We start from the raw sequence: 17575 nt of genomic DNA on the forward strand, positions 1-17575 counted from the left end.
TTATGAATCTACTGTTGTTGTAGATTTATCATCTTCAATTTTTTTTGGAGTTATTTTACCAACTCTTCAATAACTATTAGAAGCCGAATAAACTTCTTTTTCTGAATTTTCCATAATTAGTATCTCTTTTATTATTCTAAATATCTTCTTAGAGTCCAAGCCATTGTTTCGTGTGCTACCATCAAACTTGTGAGAAAATCTGCTGTTCCAGCATCTTTGTTTTCATCAGTACTTGTGTCAATATCTTTTCGAAGATGAACAATAACTGTTTCATGATCTACTAATAATTCTTTAACCATATCTTTTTGAGATGGATAATGATTTGGTGATTCTTTAATTATAGTTAAATCTGAAAACTCTTTCATTGTTCCAATAGTTTTTCCTCCTAATTTGCTGATACGTTCAGCAATTTCATCTATTGAGGCTTCTAATTGTATGTATTGACCTTCAAATAATTTATGAAATTCCATAAAGCTTTCTCCAGAAACATTCCAGTGAAATTTTCGTAATTTCACATAAAGAGTCATTTCATTTGCTAAAATTGACGATAGAATTGAAATGCTATTTTTTAAATGTTCCTGCGTAATTCCAATTTGTAGTTTCATATTTTCTATAATTTATTAAATAGATGCAATTTTATTTAGGCTCTGTACACTTTTTTTGAAATTAATTTATCTCTGTGCTACAATTACTAAAGTATTTTAATATTACAAAGGTCATTTTATTCCATTCTATAAGTATTATAAAATTGTTGAAAAATGTTGCATGATTCACACTTTATGGTACTTTAAAAGCTACAGAATCAGTTTTTTTGTTATGTAATAAAATTTGAATCTATTTATGAGTCTGCGAGTGAATGAGTAATGTACCCGTGTTTGAAAATGAAATTATTATATGCATAAAAGTAATTCTATCTATTCGGTAGGTTGAATAAATAAAATTACTCTTAAAAATCAAGTTAGATTTATATCTTTTTTAATATTCTGATTAACAGGTATCAAGCTCGTGTACCACTTCGTTGGTCATAGGCGGAAGGTTGGAAAACCCCTATGTTCTTGATGCTGTTTCGCCAACCTGGCAAATCAGAAAACAGACTATCTAACAAAATGACATTATTTTTTTATCGGATTGATATTCTATTAATTTATATCCTTCGTCGTAATTGTCCCGTACATTGCATCATATTTTAACATGACATTGGTTTCTCCAATTGAACAAAAAAAATCTTCTAAACGTTTTATATGTTCCATTGTAAATTGCAAATGAACTTTGAGTGCAGCTACTAATTCATCAGTAGTCGCATTTTTTATCATTATAGGAATAGACAACATAAGTGCTTTTTCACTAAAGTAAATTTCTTTTAATTCCTCTACAAAAATATTGCGTGAATCTCCGTTGTTTTCAGGTATAAAATCTTCTGAATTTCCTTTACCTTCTTGCAACTTTCCTTTTTTGATAGATTTGGTAGCTGTACTTTTCATCTGGTTCTATTTAATAGATTAAACTTATTTAGTAAAGTTCTGTGTTTTAATATTAAATCAATTATATAATTTATAGAATGAATTGTAACATTCACATATACATTATTAGAAAAAGGGAAGGTTTAATTTAGAAAATGTGGTATTTGTAACGTATAAAAAACTTCTCTTAACTAATTTAAAAAAGAAAAGAGAAGTAATTAGTATTTAAAATTTAAACGATATAAGTGTAAATTCGTTTTTGGAAATTTTTTATAAACTAAAAGGAAAAAATTAAAGCTATATATAATTCTAACGTTTCCCAAGTAGGAGGGGTTTAAACATCAATAACAGAGCAATAGATTATGATTCGTCTTTTGTAGTACGAACCAAGCTAATTCCTGATACGAAGAAAATAATACCTAGTATGCCGTAAATGATTAATGATTTAACATCTGTTGTTCCACCTGAAGTACTTGCAAATATAACTGCGGTATAAATAAGACCACCTATTCCTAATGCTGTAAGTAATGCTCCAAAGATTCTTTTAAGATTCATAATTTTATTTTTTAAAGATTGATTTTGTAATTATTTTCATGCTAACATTTGATGCCTACTTGGTTAAAAGAGAAATGATTTGAATTTCATTTTTTCAAACATTCGTACTCGAATTAATTACAAAGCAAATGTATTTTGGTTAGACACTAAAAGTGTTACATAATTGTCAATAAAAGTTATATCATTCACACAAAAAAAAATGAATCTAAAATGTTAGGTTTTAAGTTTTATAAATATTCTTGAAGACTACCAATTGATTTTTTAAATTTTAGTTCAGTGGGTTTTACTTTGTGAGCTCAAATATTTTTGCAAATAGTAATTTTTCATCAATAGGTTTGGCGATATAATCATCTATTCCAACGGCTTTACATTTGCCTAAATCTACTGTAGTTACATCAGCAGTAAGAGCAATTATCGGGATTTTTGATTTCATAGTTTTTCTAATATATTCAGTGGCTTCAAATCCATTCATGACTGGCATTTGTAGATCCATTAAAATAATATCGTATGAATCATTCTGTAGTTTTTCGATGGCAATTTTTCCATTTTCAGCAACATCTCGTTCAAAACCGAAATCTTCTAAAATTGTTTTCATCAATAATTGGTTGAGAGTGATATCTTCAACAATTAATACTTTGATATTTTTTAAAGGAGTATAAGTGCCTATTAAATCAGTTTCTAAATCCGAAAAATTTTGTGTTTTTTCAAAAGGTAATGTAAAACTAAATGTTGAGCCTACATCGATTTTACTTTTGACACGAATACTTCCGCCCTGGGATATCACTAATTGCTTTACAATTGCTAATCCTAAACCAGTTCCGCCATATTGATGAGAAGTTCCATTTGTTGCTTGTTGAAAGTTTTCAAATATTACATCAATATGATCTTCGGGAATACCAATTCCACTATCAGTAACTTCAAATTCAATAATTACTTTTTCTTCTTCCTCAAACAATATAGTAGCGCTTACTGTTATTTTGCCTTTAGACGTAAATTTTACGGCATTACTAACCAGATTTAATATGATTTGGTGTAATCTAATAGAGTCTCCTAAAAGAACTTCAGGTATTTTAGGGTCATAATTAGTGATTAGTTTTAAATTTTTTTCCTGAATCTTTGTCTCAAATAATTGAAGCATTGATGATAATGAAACAGCCATTTTAAATGGTTTCTTTTCAAAAATCATTTTACCCGCGTCTACTTTTGCTAAATCAAGAATGTCATTAATTAGTGCAATTAGAGTATCACCACTTATTTTTATTGCATTTAAATATTCTTTTTGTTTATCAGACAACTCTGTTTTTAATATTACTCTTGTAAATCCAATAATTGCATTCATAGGCGTCCTAATTTCATGACTCATATTAGACAAGAATTGTTGTTTTGCTTTCATAGCATTCTCTGCAACTAGTGTGGCTTGCTCAGCTTTTGTTTTTTCGTCTTCAGCTACTAAAGTGGCTAATTCTGCAAAAACTTTAGATTCTATCAGTTCTGATTCAATTCTTTTTTGATCAGTTACATCTCTGGCAACAATAACGACACCTATTACATCTCCTTTGTCATCTTTGTAAACGGATCCGTTTAGTAAAACATCAGTTAGTTTTCCACTTTTGTGACGAAGTTTAAGAGGAGAATTGGTAATATAACCTCTTGCAAATACTTCTTTATAAATAGCTCGAGCTTTTGCAGGTTCCGTAAAATACCCGAAAAAATCTGATCCTTTTAGTTTTTCACGGGATAAACCAGTTATGTTTACAGTTGCCCGATTCATATCTGTAATTTTACCTTCATTATTTATAGTGGTCAAGGGATCCAGGCTTGCTTCAATTAAGCTGAGTGAATATTTTTCTTTTAGATAATATCGAGATCGGTCTGTAATATCTTCAATGGCAAGAAGAATCAATGGTTCACTATTTTTCTTTTGAATAATTAAATGAGCATTAAGCAACATTATTCGTTCTCCAATTCCACAGAAAGAGTGAGTAACTTCAAAATTTTCGAAACTACTGTTTTTTTCAAAAATTTTATTTAGAACTTCACGAAGTTGTGTAATATCCCATTGTTTGTTGCCTAAATCAAATAATAGTTTCCCTTCAGTTTCCTCCTTATCCACCATAAATTTTTTATAAAAAGATTTATTAGCTGAAATTACATGGAAATTTTTATTAAGAATAAGCATGGGTTCATGAATGGTGGCAATAATAGCTTCTGAATATTCATGGGATTCTATTAGTAAATCATGACGCATTTGTAATTCTAAATTGGTAGAAATAAGTTCTTCATTAGTGGCTTCAATTTCTTCTTTTGAGGTTTCAAGCTCTTCATTCAAAGTCTGAAATTCTTCATTTGAGGAAACTATTTCTTCATTTGCTGCTTGTAACTCCTCATAAATAGTTTCTTGAGTTTCAACAATAGCAATCATTTCTGTGCGTGCACTATTGAGTTCCTCCGTCAGTTTTTTTATTTTTAAATCTTTGAGTGTGGTATTACTGTTCCTGTCTAAATTGTTGTCAATAAAATTTTCTACAAGTTCCTGAGGTTTAAACACAATAAGCAATAATGGTTCGTCCCATTCAATAATAAGCGGGCAAACTTCAAATGACATCATTCGTAAAATGGAGTCAATTTTTATTTCAATACCGGATTTATAAACAGTTTGTTTTGTTTCTAATGCTTTATTTATAGCATTGCGAAGTTCAAAAGCAAATTCTGGTCGGGCCATTTTCAAAATATTAAGACTCGCTTTTCCAGAAGAATGTTCAAGATAGGAGGAAACGGAACCTCTAAACTGAATGATTTCCATGTCCTTATTAACAACTGCACATGCAGGCATATAATTGGCTAGAAGTGTTGAATCAATAGCGTTTTCGATACTTTCTTGATTTACACTTATATTTTTTGAGGAAATATTTGGTTTTTTACTGGACATGTTAGTACGCGTAAAACGTGGTGTTAATTCAAGCATCTTTCTAACTCCCAAATTATTTTTTCGGGAATAGATCTTAAATTTATTATTTATTAATGTAAATAGTGGTGAGGAAGCTCCTGTGCTTTCGGCTTTGCCTAACATTAAAAAACCTCCATCATTCAATGCAAAATGAAGGGATGCAAAGACTTTTTTCTGTGCAGCTGAATCAAAATAAATCAAAAGATTACAACAACTCACAAAATCCATACGAGAAAAAGGTGGGTCACGTAAAATATTATGAGGTGCGAATATGCACATTTCACGAAGTTCTTTTACAATACGATAATTATCTCCCTCTTTAGTAAAAAAACGAGATATATACTTTTTAGGAATTACATCGATATCACTTTGTGAATATTCTCCAATGCGAGCAACTTTGATTGCTTCTTCGCTTAAATCAGTAGCAAAAATTTGTACCGGAATCTTATTTGCTTTATGTTCTTGTAGTTCAGCAATAATCATTGCAATAGAATAAGCTTCTTGCCCTGTGGAACAAGCCGGAACCCATATTCTCAGTGTTTCTTCTGAGGATTTACCACTTAATAACTTTGGAAAAAGATTTGTTTTTAAAAAATTAAAGGTTTCATTTTCTCTAAAAAAACTGGTCACATTTATTAATAAGTCCGTGTAAAGAATTTCAATTTCGTTATTTGTAGTGAGTAAAAGCTTTACATATTCTGGAATCGTTTTTATTCCATATTGTTGCATTTTATGATTTATTCGTCTCTTTATGGTGGGCATTTTATAGTGACTAAAATCTACTCCGGTTTCTTTAAGTAATAGTTCAAAAATGGTATTTAAATCGAAATTATTGTTTTCGATCGTTATTTCTTTAGTATTTTCTTTTTGTTTGTTTTTTTCTTTTCCAGAAATGGCAGGAATTCCCTTTTTGCTGATTTTTATTAACTCAATAGCAATTTTTTCAGGTGGCAAAATATAGTCTACCACACCTAAAGTGATAGCTGAATTAGGCATACTACTCGCTTGCGCTGTATCATCTTGTGCAAAAGTTATTCCACCAGCATCCTTGATGGCTTTTAGCCCTATCATACCATCACTGGCATAACCGGAAAGTACTACACCAATAACATTTTCTTTGTGCGTTTCAGCTAACGATGAAAAAAGAACATCAATTGTTAGATTAGGAATATTTTCTTTGATGCGGGGATGCAGTCTAATGTGGCCATTAACAACCTCAATTACTTTATTAGGCGGAATCACGTAAACATTATTGGGTTCCATCTTCTCCATGTTGTCTATTTCCTGAACTTTCATAGTAGTTATCTTAGAAAGTATTGCGGTTAGTAAACTTTTATGGTCAGGGCTAAGGTGTTGTACATAAATATAAGCCATGCCAGTATTGGGAGGTAATTTCTTTAGTAATAGGCTAAAAGCTTCTAAACCTCCAGCTGAGGCGCCTATTGCTACAACAGTAAAAGATTTTTTTTCGATTTCTTTTTCAGTTGCCAATTTTTTAGGAGTGGGCTTTTGGACTAATTTCATTTTTAGGTCTGTATTTTAAATTTTCAGTTTGGTTTTCAAACTGTAAAATTTTATTAAAATTATTTCTTTAACCTAATTGATATTATATAGCTCTAAAAAAAATATACCAAACAATTAACAATTGTTTTTTAATACATTTTGTTTTTCACTCTCTAATGTAAAGATATACTTTATCTATTTGATTTCATTTTAAATAAAAATGTTTATTTAAATATTAAAACTCAAAGTAATATTGCTAGTGGTTAGTTGTTTTCTTTTATATTATTAAGTTCTTCCTGTAATTCGATACAAGTTAGCAGACAAACTTCTTCGAGTTGTAATACTAAATCGTGTATTCCTTCTAATTGTTCTTGTGCAGTTGCTAATTCTTGAATTTTTTTTGCCATATTTTCAAAATTTGACCCTATTCCCATTATTGAAAATGAAGGTACCATTTTGTGTACGGCGGCGCCTAACAATTGCCAATTTTGTTCGGCTAAACTTTGTTTCATTGTAGTTATTAATGGAGGAGTTTGTGCTAAATATAGTGAGATCATTTCCATCATTAATTTTGGATTAGATTTAGTCCTTCGATGTAAATATTCTAGATTAGTGTATTTTATTTTTTTAATTTGTGTAGCACTAATTTCTTCTTTTTTATCTTGTTTAGATTTTTTTAATGTTCCTAAAATTTTATTATACAACACTGTTTCATCCACTGGTTTAGCAATGTAATCATTCATTCCCACGGCTTTACATTTATATACGTCCACGGTTGTAACATCAGCAGTTAATGCAATAATTGGGATTGTTGATTGCATTGTATTTCTAATGTATTTTGTAGCTTCAAATCCATTCATTTCTGGCATTTGCAAGTCCATCAATATGATATCAAATTCATTTTCTTGGAGTTTTTCAATCGCTATTTTACCATTTTCTGCAATATCAAGTTCAAATCCAAAATCATCTAAAAGTGTTTTCATTAGCAATTGATTGAGAGCAATGTCTTCTACCACTAATACTCTAATATTTTTCATTTCTGAATTTATTTCTGCTGATTCATTTTCTATTTCAACATTTGAATTTGTTTTTTGAAAAGGCAATGTAAAACTAAATGTAGAGCCTTTATGAATAGTGCTTTCTACACGGATCGTTCCATTTTGTGGTTCTAATAATTGTTTTACAATTGCAAGACCCAGTCCAGTTCCTCCATACAATCTGGAAGTTTCGCTTGTTGCCTGTTGAAAATTTTCAAATATAGTCCCTATTTTTTCCTCGGAGATGCCAATTCCTGTGTCGGTTACAGAAAATTTGAGGATTACTTTTTCATTATCTTCGTTTATTAAATCAACGCTAACGGTAATTTTTCCTTTAGTAGTAAATTTAACGGCATTACTAACTAAATTTAAAATGATTTGATGCAAACGAATAGGATCTCCCATCAAAACATCGGGGATATTAGTATCGTATTCCTTAATCAATTTTAAGTTTTTTTCCTGAATTTTGGTTTCAAATAAATGAAGCATTGCAGCAATGGAAGATTTCATTTTAAAAGGCGTTTTTTCAAACGTCATTTTGCCAGCATCTACTTTAGCTAAATCGAGGATGTCGTTGATAAGTACTATTAGTGTATCACCACTTATTTTTATTGCGTTTAAATATTCATTTTGTTTGTCCGTCAAATTTGTTCTAAGAATCACTTTTGTAAATCCAATAATTGCATTCATTGGTGTACGGATTTCATGGCTCATATTAGCCAAGAATTGCTGTTTTGCTTTTACTGCATTTTCAGCTATTAAAGTGGAGTTTTCTGCAAATATTTTTGCTTCAATCAATTCTGTTTCAATTCTTTTTTGATTGGTCACATCTCTAGCTACAATTGCAGCTCCCAGTATATTTCCTTTATCATCTTTGTATACGGAACCATTAAATAATACGTGGATCAAATTGCCGTTTACGTGACGAAGGATTAGTGGAGAATCAGCAATAAAACCATCTTTAAATACTTTTTGAAATACATCATGAGCCATTTTCGGTTCAGTGAAATAATCAAAAAAACCGGTTCCAATTAATTTTTGACGTACTACTCCGGTTGCTTTTACTGTTGCATTATTCATATCAGTTATTTTCCCTGATGTACTAATTGCAAATAAAGGGTCATAACTAGCTTCTATAAGACTTAGCGAATATTCAGAACGCAATTTTTGAGCAGTAAGATCGGTATTAAGTTTTTTTAGTAGTTCTGCCTGAACTAATAATTCCTGATTTTTAGTATGTAAATCAACAAAAACAGCCACTTTAGCTTTTAGTATTTCAGGCGAAAGTGGTTTAATCATATAATCAACAGCACCTGCCTGATATCCTTTGAAAATTTGTTGAGAATTATCCATGCTCGCCGTTAAAAAAATAATCGGAACATGTTTTAAATTATCTATTTGGCGAATTAATTCTACGGTTTCAAAACCATCCATCATAGGCATTTGTACATCGATTAATACGATGGCAAAATCTTGTTGGTGCAACAGAATTTTTAAGGCCTCATTACCAGAGTTCGCTTTTACACATGTATAATTTTGATCAGAAAGGATTACTTCTAAAGCAAACAAATTCTCAGGTAAATCATCGACTAATAAAATTTTAACTGGGCTATTTATTATCATTTTAATTGTAAAATAAAAGTTTGAATGTTGCGTATTATTAACGAATAATTAGAAACAACAAAAAAATGTAACATAGATGACATTGGTGATTTACCGTCTTTGTGATGTTATTATTTACTTAACCATACGCGCATCAATGACAACAAACGTTCTACATCAATAGGCTTAGTGATATAATCGTTTGCACCTGCATCGATACATTTTTGTTTATCGTCTTTCATTGCTTTTGCTGTAAGAGCAATAATAGGTAAGTTTCTATATTTTATCTGGGAACGAATTTGTTTCATTGCTTCGTAACCGTCCATCTCGGGCATCATAATATCCATCAATACCAGGTCAATGTTAGTATGAACAACCAGCTTATCTAATGCATTTTTACCGTCTTCTGATTTTATGACTTCCATTCCACGATCATGCAATATTTTAGATAACGCAAATACATTTCGCATATCATCATCAACTAATAATATTTTTTTAGAATGAAATATAGCTTCTTTGTCATGCAAATTAGTAGGCATCATTTGTTGTGACTTTGGCAAATTATGTATCGTTCTGTGAAGGAAAAGAGCCGTTTCATCCAGCAAGCGTTCTTCGGATTTTATCCCTTTTATAATAATGCTTTCAGCATATTTGTGCAGTAAGTTATTTTCCTCCTTAGTAAGTTCTTTTCCGGTGTATACGATAATAGGAGGTAAGTTGTGAGTTTTTACATCTCCCAGTTTATGAATAAGTTCAAACCCAGTCATATCAGGTAATCCAAGGTCTAGAATGATACAATCAATGTGATTGTGTTCAAACAATTCTAAAGCTTCTTTTCCTGTTCCTGCTTCGTAACATTTTACAGCATCATTGCCAATAAGCACCTTCATTGCTTTTCTGGAATTTTCGCTATCTTCAATAATTAACAGGTTTTTTATTTTTCTATTCACAAAATTTTCAATCCTGATAAATGCTTCTTCCAGGCCTTCTTTAGATATTGGTTTTTTTAAATATTCTACTGCACCTTCTCTGATTGGTTCCAGAGAACGGTCATTTGCAGATATTATATGTACCGGTATATGTCTTACGGATGGGTTTGATTTTAGTTCATGCAATACTTGTTTCCCGCTGATTCCTGGTAATCCCATATCGAGAATTATTGCTTGAGGTTTGTACTTTTCAGCAAGCAATAAACCATCTTCACCCGAAGAAGCTGACAAGCATTTGAATCCTTTTTTATTCGCTTGATTTAAAAGTATTGCTGCAAAATTGCGATCATCTTCAATGATGAGCACTATTTTATCGTCTGCTTTTATTGTTTCTCTATCGTCTGCTATTGTTGGATAATTGAGATAGTTGATTTCATTTTCAGGTCGTTGTGTATACGAAATATGTTTCCCTGAATCCACAGTGTCAAATTCTTGTGCTGGGTTTATTTCAAATGGAATAATCAATGAAAATGTTGCTCCTCTGTCTAAATTACTTTTTACTTTTATTTCCCCTTCTAGTAATTTAGCTAGTTCTCGCGAAATAGAAAGTCCTAATCCTGTACCTCCATATTTTCTGGAAGTACCACCCTCGGCTTGCTGAAAAGCCTCAAATATAGCTGTTTGTTTATCTTTGGATATTCCAATTCCGGTATCAGTAACTGAAATGTTCAAAGTAGTGTCTGTATTTTGATCAATGCTAATTGTTACACTTCCTTTCTCGGTAAATTTTATAGCATTAGATAAAAGATTTTTCAGTATTTGGTTCAAACGTTGTGAATCAGTTCGAATAAATTCCGGTAAGCCTGTTGCCAACTTGCAAATTATTTCCAATCCTTTGTGCTCTGCCTGATGTTTAAAATTACGAAGAAGATTATCAGTAAAATTTTTCAAAAATACTTTTTCAATATTGATTTCCATTTTTCCGGCTTCAATCTTGGAGAGATCTAACACTTCATTAATTAAAACCAAAAGATCATGTCCACTTTTGTATATAATTTCTGCACTTTCAACCTGAATTTCGTCTAAATTTTTCTTTCTGTTTTCAGATAAATCTTTGGACAGTATAAGTAAACTGTTAAGTGGTGTTCTTAACTCATGTGACATGTTTGCAAGAAATTCAGATTTGTACTTACTACTTATTTCCAGTTGTTTAGTTTTTTGCTCAATATCATTTTTAGAAGCTTCAACTTCTTTATTTTTCTCAACTAATGATTGTGTTTGCTCTTCCAATTCTTCATTGGTCATCTGCAATTCCTCTTGCTGTTGTTTAAGATTTTGCGCTTGTTGTTCTAATTCCTCATTCAGTTGTCGCAGTTCTTCCTGTTGTATTTGCAGTTCTTCTGCTAGGTTCGAAAGTTCTTTGTTTGCATAACTTAACTCGACGGCTCTTTTTTCTTTTTCATCGTTTTGAAAGGCAAGTTCTTCATTTGCAATTACTAATTCTGCAGCTCTTTTTTCTTTTTCTTCGTTTTGGTAGGCGAGTTCTTTATTGGCAACAGCTAATTCTGCAGTTCTTAATTCTTTTTCTTCATTTTGTTGGACTTTATAGACACTAATAGCAATACTGCTCATTGCAACATTTACAAATTCTTTTTCGGTTTCGCTAAATTCCGTAAGCTTACCTATTTCAATTACGCCTATAGTTTTTCCGTCAAGCAAAAATGGGGTAATTAATAAATGTTTTGGTTTAGCATTTAATACTGACGAAGTGATCCTAATTTGATTATCAGAGATATCAGCTAATGAAATTTGTTTTTGTTCCCAAGCTGCCTGACCTATTAATCCTTCATTTAATTTAAAATTGGTGTCATTAGCAGATGAAAAAGCAAATTTGCCACTCAGCAGTAACGCATTTTCGTTTTCATTAAATAAATAAACTGCACCAATATTAGCTTTCAAGTAAGTGCATAAAAAACTGATGGTGCTGTTTGTTAGCTGCTCAATACTTTGAACTCCTATTAATTTTTTATTAAGTTCTGAGTTGCCGGTAAGTAGCCAGTTTTTATTGGCAGTTTCCAATTCAGAAATTTTAAGAGCTTTTAAATTTGTAGCAACAATATTATATAAAACGATAAGAATTAAAATAATGACTAGTAGCAAAATAGCAAAAACAACATTAAATTTTACAGCATCGTCAGCACTATCTTGTATCCTTTTAGTAAGTAATGTGTTCTCTAATTCCTGAGATTTATCAATTATTTTTCTAATAGCATCTTGTATTTCTTTCCCTTCTCCAGAAGCAATAAATATTCGGACTTCTTCAAAATTATTTTTGCGAAGTGCTATGCATTTATTTAAATTATCAAAACGCAGACGAAGTTCTTTTGTAAGTTCCTCAATATTTTTTTGTTGACTAGGATTGTCTTTTGTTAATTCTTTTACTTTTTCAAGTTTCTCAATTGTTTTTTTATTTGCTGATACAAAATGTTTCAAAAAATTATCATCGCCCGTAATTACATAACCACGTACGCCAGCTTCTGCATCAACTGAAAACAGAAGTATTTGTTCGAATTCATATAATACTTGATTGGAAACATTTACAAGAGTATTTGAAGCAACAAATTTTTCACTGTTTTTAAATGAGAAAATGGCAACTCCTATAAGTACAAAGGCACATGTAATAAATCCTATTACTATTTTTCTTCCTAGTGTCATTTTTATTTTATTGTTTGGACTGGTCATGCAAATTATCTTTTTTCTTGATCTATTTTTATCAATAATTCCACTATTTCTTCTAATGATATAATATAATCAGGCACAATAGCAGCAATTGCTGACTTTGGCATGTATTCAGAGTCTGCTGTTGTTGGGTCTTGTATGATAGCTAAACCTCCACAATCTTTTATTCGTTTTATTCCTTTAGTTCCATCACTATTAGACCCTGTGAGCACGATTCCAATTAATTTATTTCTATAAGCCTCAGCTGCTGATTCAAATAACACATCGATTGATGGCCTTGCAAAATTTACACGTTCGTCTATAGTCAGAGAAAAGGTTTTGTCCTTTTCTATCAGCAAATGATAATTTGGCGGAGCAATATAAATAGTACCTTTTTTAATTTTTTCTTTTTCATCTGCCTCTTTTACAAACAGATGGCTTTTTTCATTTAAAAGCTTTATCCAAAAGCTATCAGAATGAGCACTTAAATGCTGTACTATAATGATTGGTATATTGAAGTCTACTGGTAAGGCTGAACATATAATTTTCAATGCATTCATACCTCCAGAAGAAACCCCTACAACAATTGCTTTATATTGCATTTTTAATATTTCTTTTTATAGATTCGTTGTTTTGTGTCTATCTCAGAATATTGATCATATAAATCTGAAAAGCGTAAACTTTCCTTAGAACCTAAACATAAAACACCACCATTAATAAGACTATTATAAAAAAGAGTCTGAACTTTATTTTGTAAATTTTTTTCAAAATAAATCAATACGTTTCGACATAAAATCAAATTTACCTCAGCAAATACACTATCAGTAACTAAATTATGATTTGCCCAAACAATATTTTTTTTTAAGGATTGATTCATGATGACATTATCATAATTAGAAGTATAGTATCTTGAAAATGATTCTTTTCCTCCAGCCAATTGATAATTAGAAGTGTATTCTTTAATCATTTTATTCGAAAAAATTCCATCTTTTGCACGATTCAAAGCCAATTGATTAAAATCTGTAGCGTAAATGGTTGTTCTGTCATACAATCCTTCCTCTTGCAAAAGAATTGCCATAGAATAGGCTTCTTCTCCTGAAGCACAGCCTGCATGCCATATTTTTATGAAAGGATATGTCTTTAAAACAGGCATAACATTATCTCGTAATGACCTATAAAAAGTAGGGTCACGAAACATTTCTGTTACTGTAATTGATAAATCTTGTAAGAGTTCAGAAGCGAATGTTTCATCATTTAAAACGTGAGATTGCATCTGAGCAACATTTTCAAATCCAGAAACGGACAATCTGTTCGTTATTCTGCGTCTGATATGTGCTTGTGAATACTCTCTGAAATCATACCCGTATGTATCATAAATAGCTTCCAATAATGATGAAATTTCTATATCTGATATGTCTTTATACCGCATTTTATTTACAATTTTGGTTTCAATTATTGACCAAATCAGGAATTATAAATTTAAATGTATTAAATAATTAATTCTAGACAAAATTATACTGCAAAAGCATTACATCCTGTCCATATACCAATTTAGTTCTTTTTCCATTTTTTGATATTTAAAAACAGCAGTAATTATTTTTTGAAGGCGAACAAAAGCTGTTTCGCTTTTCACAACATAATCTACAGCTTTGTGGTGCATACAGTTTATGGCAACTTCAATTTTGTCTTGGGAAGAAAGCATAATAACTGGAATATCTGGATTGTAGGCTTTTATTTTGTCTAATGTTTCAATTCCATTCATAGCATTTGCAACAATACCATCAAGTTGATAATCTAATATTACTACATCTGGATTATTCTCAATATTTGCGATGCAAAGTTCCCCCGTGGAGTAAGTCTCTACTATAAAATCTGCATTTTCTAAAAATTCAATTTCTAAAGATTTTAAAAATAGGGCGTCATCATCTACTAGGAAAATTTTTATTTTAGTTTCATTTTTCATTATATGGTATTTTTAATTATTTTAAATTCTTCTTGTAATTCTTGGCATGCTTGTAAACAAATTTCTTCTAGTTGAATAACTAAGTCCTCTATTTCTTCTAATTTTTCTTGTGCAGTTGCAAATACTTGAATTTTTTTTGCAATATTTTCAAAATTAGTACTGATACCCATTATTGAAAACGATGGAATCATTTTATGTGCAGCAGCTCCTAGTAAGTCCCAGTTTTTATCCTCTAAACTTTGTTTTATTGTAGTGATTAAAGGAGGAGTTTGTGCTAAATAAAGTGATATCATCTCCATCATTAATTTTGGATTTGATTTTGTTCTCTGATTTAAATAAACTAAATCGATACACTTTATTTTTTTATCCTCTATATTTTTAGTCAACTTTTCAGTAAGTTTTGCGAGTTTAGGTTTCTTTAAAATACCTAAAATTTTACTGTATAAGAGTCTTTCGTCTATTGGTTTCGCTATATAATCATTCATTCCTACCGCTTTGCATTTAGCTAAATCCACAGTGGTAACATCAGCTGTTAAAGCAATAATAGGAATTTTTGATTTCATTTTATTACGTATGTATTCTGTTGCTTCAAATCCATTCATTTCTGGCATTTGTAAGTCCATCAAAATAATATCATAATCTTTTTCTTTGAGTTTTTCGATTGCTATTTTACCATTTTCGGCGATATCTCTGGAGAATCCAAAATCATCTAATAATGTTCTCATTAGCAATTGATTAAGAGGAATATCCTCGACAACCAAGACTTTAATGTTTTTTATTTCAATATCTAATTCCATGATTTCATTTTCTAATTCAGCTTCAGCGCTTGTTTTTTGAAAACTTAATGTAAAACTAAATGTAGATCCTTCATTAACAGTACTTCTGACACGGATGCTCCCTCCTTGAGGTTCCACTAATTGTTTTACTATGGCAAGACCTAATCCAGTTCCTCCATATAATCTTGAAGTACCACTGGATGCCTGTTGAAAATTTTCAAATATTTGTCCTGTTTTTTCTTTTGGTATACCAATTCCGGTATCAGTAACAGCAAATTCGATAATCACTTTGTCGTCATTTTCATGTAATAAATGAACACTTACTGTAATTTTTCCTTTTGAGGTAAATTTTACAGCATTACTCACAAGGTTTAAAATAATTTGGTTTAATCGAACTGGATCGCCTACCAGTACATCAGGAATTTTATTGTCATACTCCCTAATTAATTTTAAATTTTTCTCTTGAATCTTTGTTTCAAATAAGTGAAGCATAGCAGCAATGGAAGATTTCATTTTGAAAGGTGTTTTCTCAAATGTCATTTTTCCGGCATCAACTTTTGCTAAATCTAATATGTCATTTATAAGTACGATTAATGCATCGCCACTCATTTTTATTGCGTTTAGATATTCTTGTTGTTTGGATGTCAATTCTGTTTTTAAAATCACTTTTGTAAATCCGATTATAGCATTCATCGGAGTACGAATTTCGTGGCTCATATTAGACAAAAATTGTTGTTTTGCTTTTACAGCATTTTCCGCTAAAATGGTAGCACTTTCGGCATTTATTTTAGCTTTTTCGGCAATTTCTGTTGCTAATTCAGCAAAAATATGTGCTTCAATCAACTCTGAAGCAATTCTCTTTTGTTCAGTTACATCTCTAGCAACAATTACTACTCCTAGTACGTTTCCTTTATCATCCTTATAAACGGAACCGTTAAACAGTACATCCGTTAACTTGCCATCTTTATGGCGAAGTGTAAGGGGAGAATCAGCAACAGAACCTTTTTCAAATACTTCTTGGTATACTTCACGCGCTTTTTGTTGCTCAGTAAAATAATCAAAAAAATCAGAATCTGTAAGTTCGTTACGCGTCATTCCCGTAATGTTTACTAACGCCTCATTCATATCCGTAATCTTACCGTTGGTATTTATTGTGACCAATGGATCCCTGCTTGCTTCTATAAGACTAAGAGAATATTGTGAAGCTAGTTTAGCTGCATAACTGAGTTCTTCCAGTTCTTTAGTAGCAATTTTCTGTTTTGCCTTTTCTTTATTTTGAAATTGAAGTTCCTTATTAGCTATGATTAATTCATCTGCTCGTTTTTCTTTTTCATCATTTTGAAACGCTAATTCTTCGTTAGCGATGACTAATTCAGCAGCACGTTTTTCTTTTACTTTATTTTGAAAAGCAAGTTCTTCATTAGCTAAAACTAGTTCAGCTGCTCGTTTTTCTTTTTCATCATTTTGAAATGCCAGTTCTTTATTAGCGACAACTAGTTCCGCTGCGCGTTTTTCTTTTTCATTATTTTGAAATAAAAGCTCTTTATTGGCAATGATTAATTCATCTGCTCTTTTTTCTTTTTCATCATTTTGAAAAGCAAGTTCTTTATTAGCAATTACTAATTCCGCTGCGCGTTTTTCCTTTTCATCATTTTGATGTGCTAATTCTTTATTGGCAAAACCTAAATTAAGTGCCCATTTTTGCTCAGCAATATCTCTGGCAACAATTACAACTCCTAAAACACACCCTAAATCATTTTTATATACAGAACCGTTAAATAATACATCAGTCAATTTGCCATCTTTATGCTTAAGTGTAAGCGGAGAATCTGAAACAGAGCCTTTTTCAAATATTTCCTGATACACTTCACGTGCTTTTTGTTTTTCAGTGAAATAATTAAAAAAATCCGAATTTATTAATCCATCTCTTTTCATCCCAGTAATATTGACTGTAGCTTCATTTACATCCGTAATTTTCCCTTCAGGATTTATTGTAATCAAAGGGTCTAAACTAGCTTCAATCAGACTTCTGGCGTATTGTGATTCTTTAGTTTTAATGCTTTCTAGGTGTATTTACAAAATTGA

Annotated in this window: 10 protein-coding genes; all 10 read right to left on the bottom strand. The window is 30.9% G+C overall.

The genetic code is table 11. From position 1 onward, the window contains the following. Positions 1 to 131 precede the first annotated feature (131 nt). Entirely contained in the window at positions 132 to 605 is a 474-nt protein-coding gene (locus tag DFR66_RS07170) for a Dps family protein (protein WP_114754160.1), read from the bottom strand. 534 nt (positions 606 to 1139) lie between these two features. Further along, on the bottom strand, positions 1140 to 1481 hold the full coding sequence (locus tag DFR66_RS07175) for a DUF892 family protein (protein ID WP_114754161.1): 342 nt from the start codon (positions 1479 to 1481) through the stop codon (positions 1140 to 1142). A gap of 339 nt (positions 1482 to 1820) precedes the next feature. Continuing rightward, positions 1821 to 2015 (bottom strand): hypothetical protein, encoded by a 195-nt coding sequence (locus DFR66_RS07180; protein WP_114754162.1) that lies wholly within the window; start codon positions 2013 to 2015, stop codon positions 1821 to 1823. Between the two features lie 283 nt (positions 2016 to 2298). After that, positions 2299 to 6486 carry a chemotaxis protein CheB gene (locus tag DFR66_RS07185; protein WP_114754163.1) on the bottom strand — a complete coding sequence of 1396 codons (4188 nt, stop codon included), beginning with the start codon at positions 6484 to 6486 and terminating at the stop codon, positions 2299 to 2301. A 242-nt stretch (positions 6487 to 6728) separates the two neighbouring features. Continuing rightward, a complete protein-coding gene (locus DFR66_RS07190; protein ID WP_242008645.1) occupies positions 6729 to 9125 on the bottom strand; it encodes a response regulator in 2397 nt (798 codons plus the stop codon). A gap of 110 nt (positions 9126 to 9235) precedes the next feature. Beyond that, on the bottom strand, positions 9236 to 12748 hold the full coding sequence (locus DFR66_RS07195) for a response regulator (protein ID WP_199755496.1): 3513 nt from the start codon (positions 12746 to 12748) through the stop codon (positions 9236 to 9238). A gap of 32 nt (positions 12749 to 12780) precedes the next feature. After that, positions 12781 to 13353: a chemotaxis protein CheB gene (locus DFR66_RS07200; protein WP_114754164.1), complete on the bottom strand. Its 573-nt coding sequence runs from the start codon at positions 13351 to 13353 to the stop codon at positions 12781 to 12783. Positions 13354 to 13355: 2 nt separating this feature from the next. Continuing rightward, positions 13356 to 14180 carry a CheR family methyltransferase gene (locus DFR66_RS07205; RefSeq protein ID WP_114754165.1) on the bottom strand — a complete coding sequence of 275 codons (825 nt, stop codon included), beginning with the start codon at positions 14178 to 14180 and terminating at the stop codon, positions 13356 to 13358. Between the two features lie 99 nt (positions 14181 to 14279). Beyond that, positions 14280 to 14714, bottom strand: coding sequence for a response regulator (locus DFR66_RS07210; protein ID WP_114754166.1), 435 nt, complete (start codon positions 14712 to 14714; stop codon positions 14280 to 14282). Continuing rightward, entirely contained in the window at positions 14714 to 17563 is a 2850-nt protein-coding gene (locus DFR66_RS07215) for a PAS domain S-box protein (protein ID WP_114754167.1), read from the bottom strand. Before DFR66_RS07215 ends, DFR66_RS07210 begins: the two co-directional genes overlap by 1 nt. Positions 17564 to 17575 lie beyond the last annotated feature (12 nt).

Origin of the sequence: Flavobacterium glaciei (assembly GCF_003350545.1) — a bacterium.
Classification (GTDB): Bacteria; Bacteroidota; Bacteroidia; order Flavobacteriales; family Flavobacteriaceae; genus Flavobacterium; species Flavobacterium glaciei.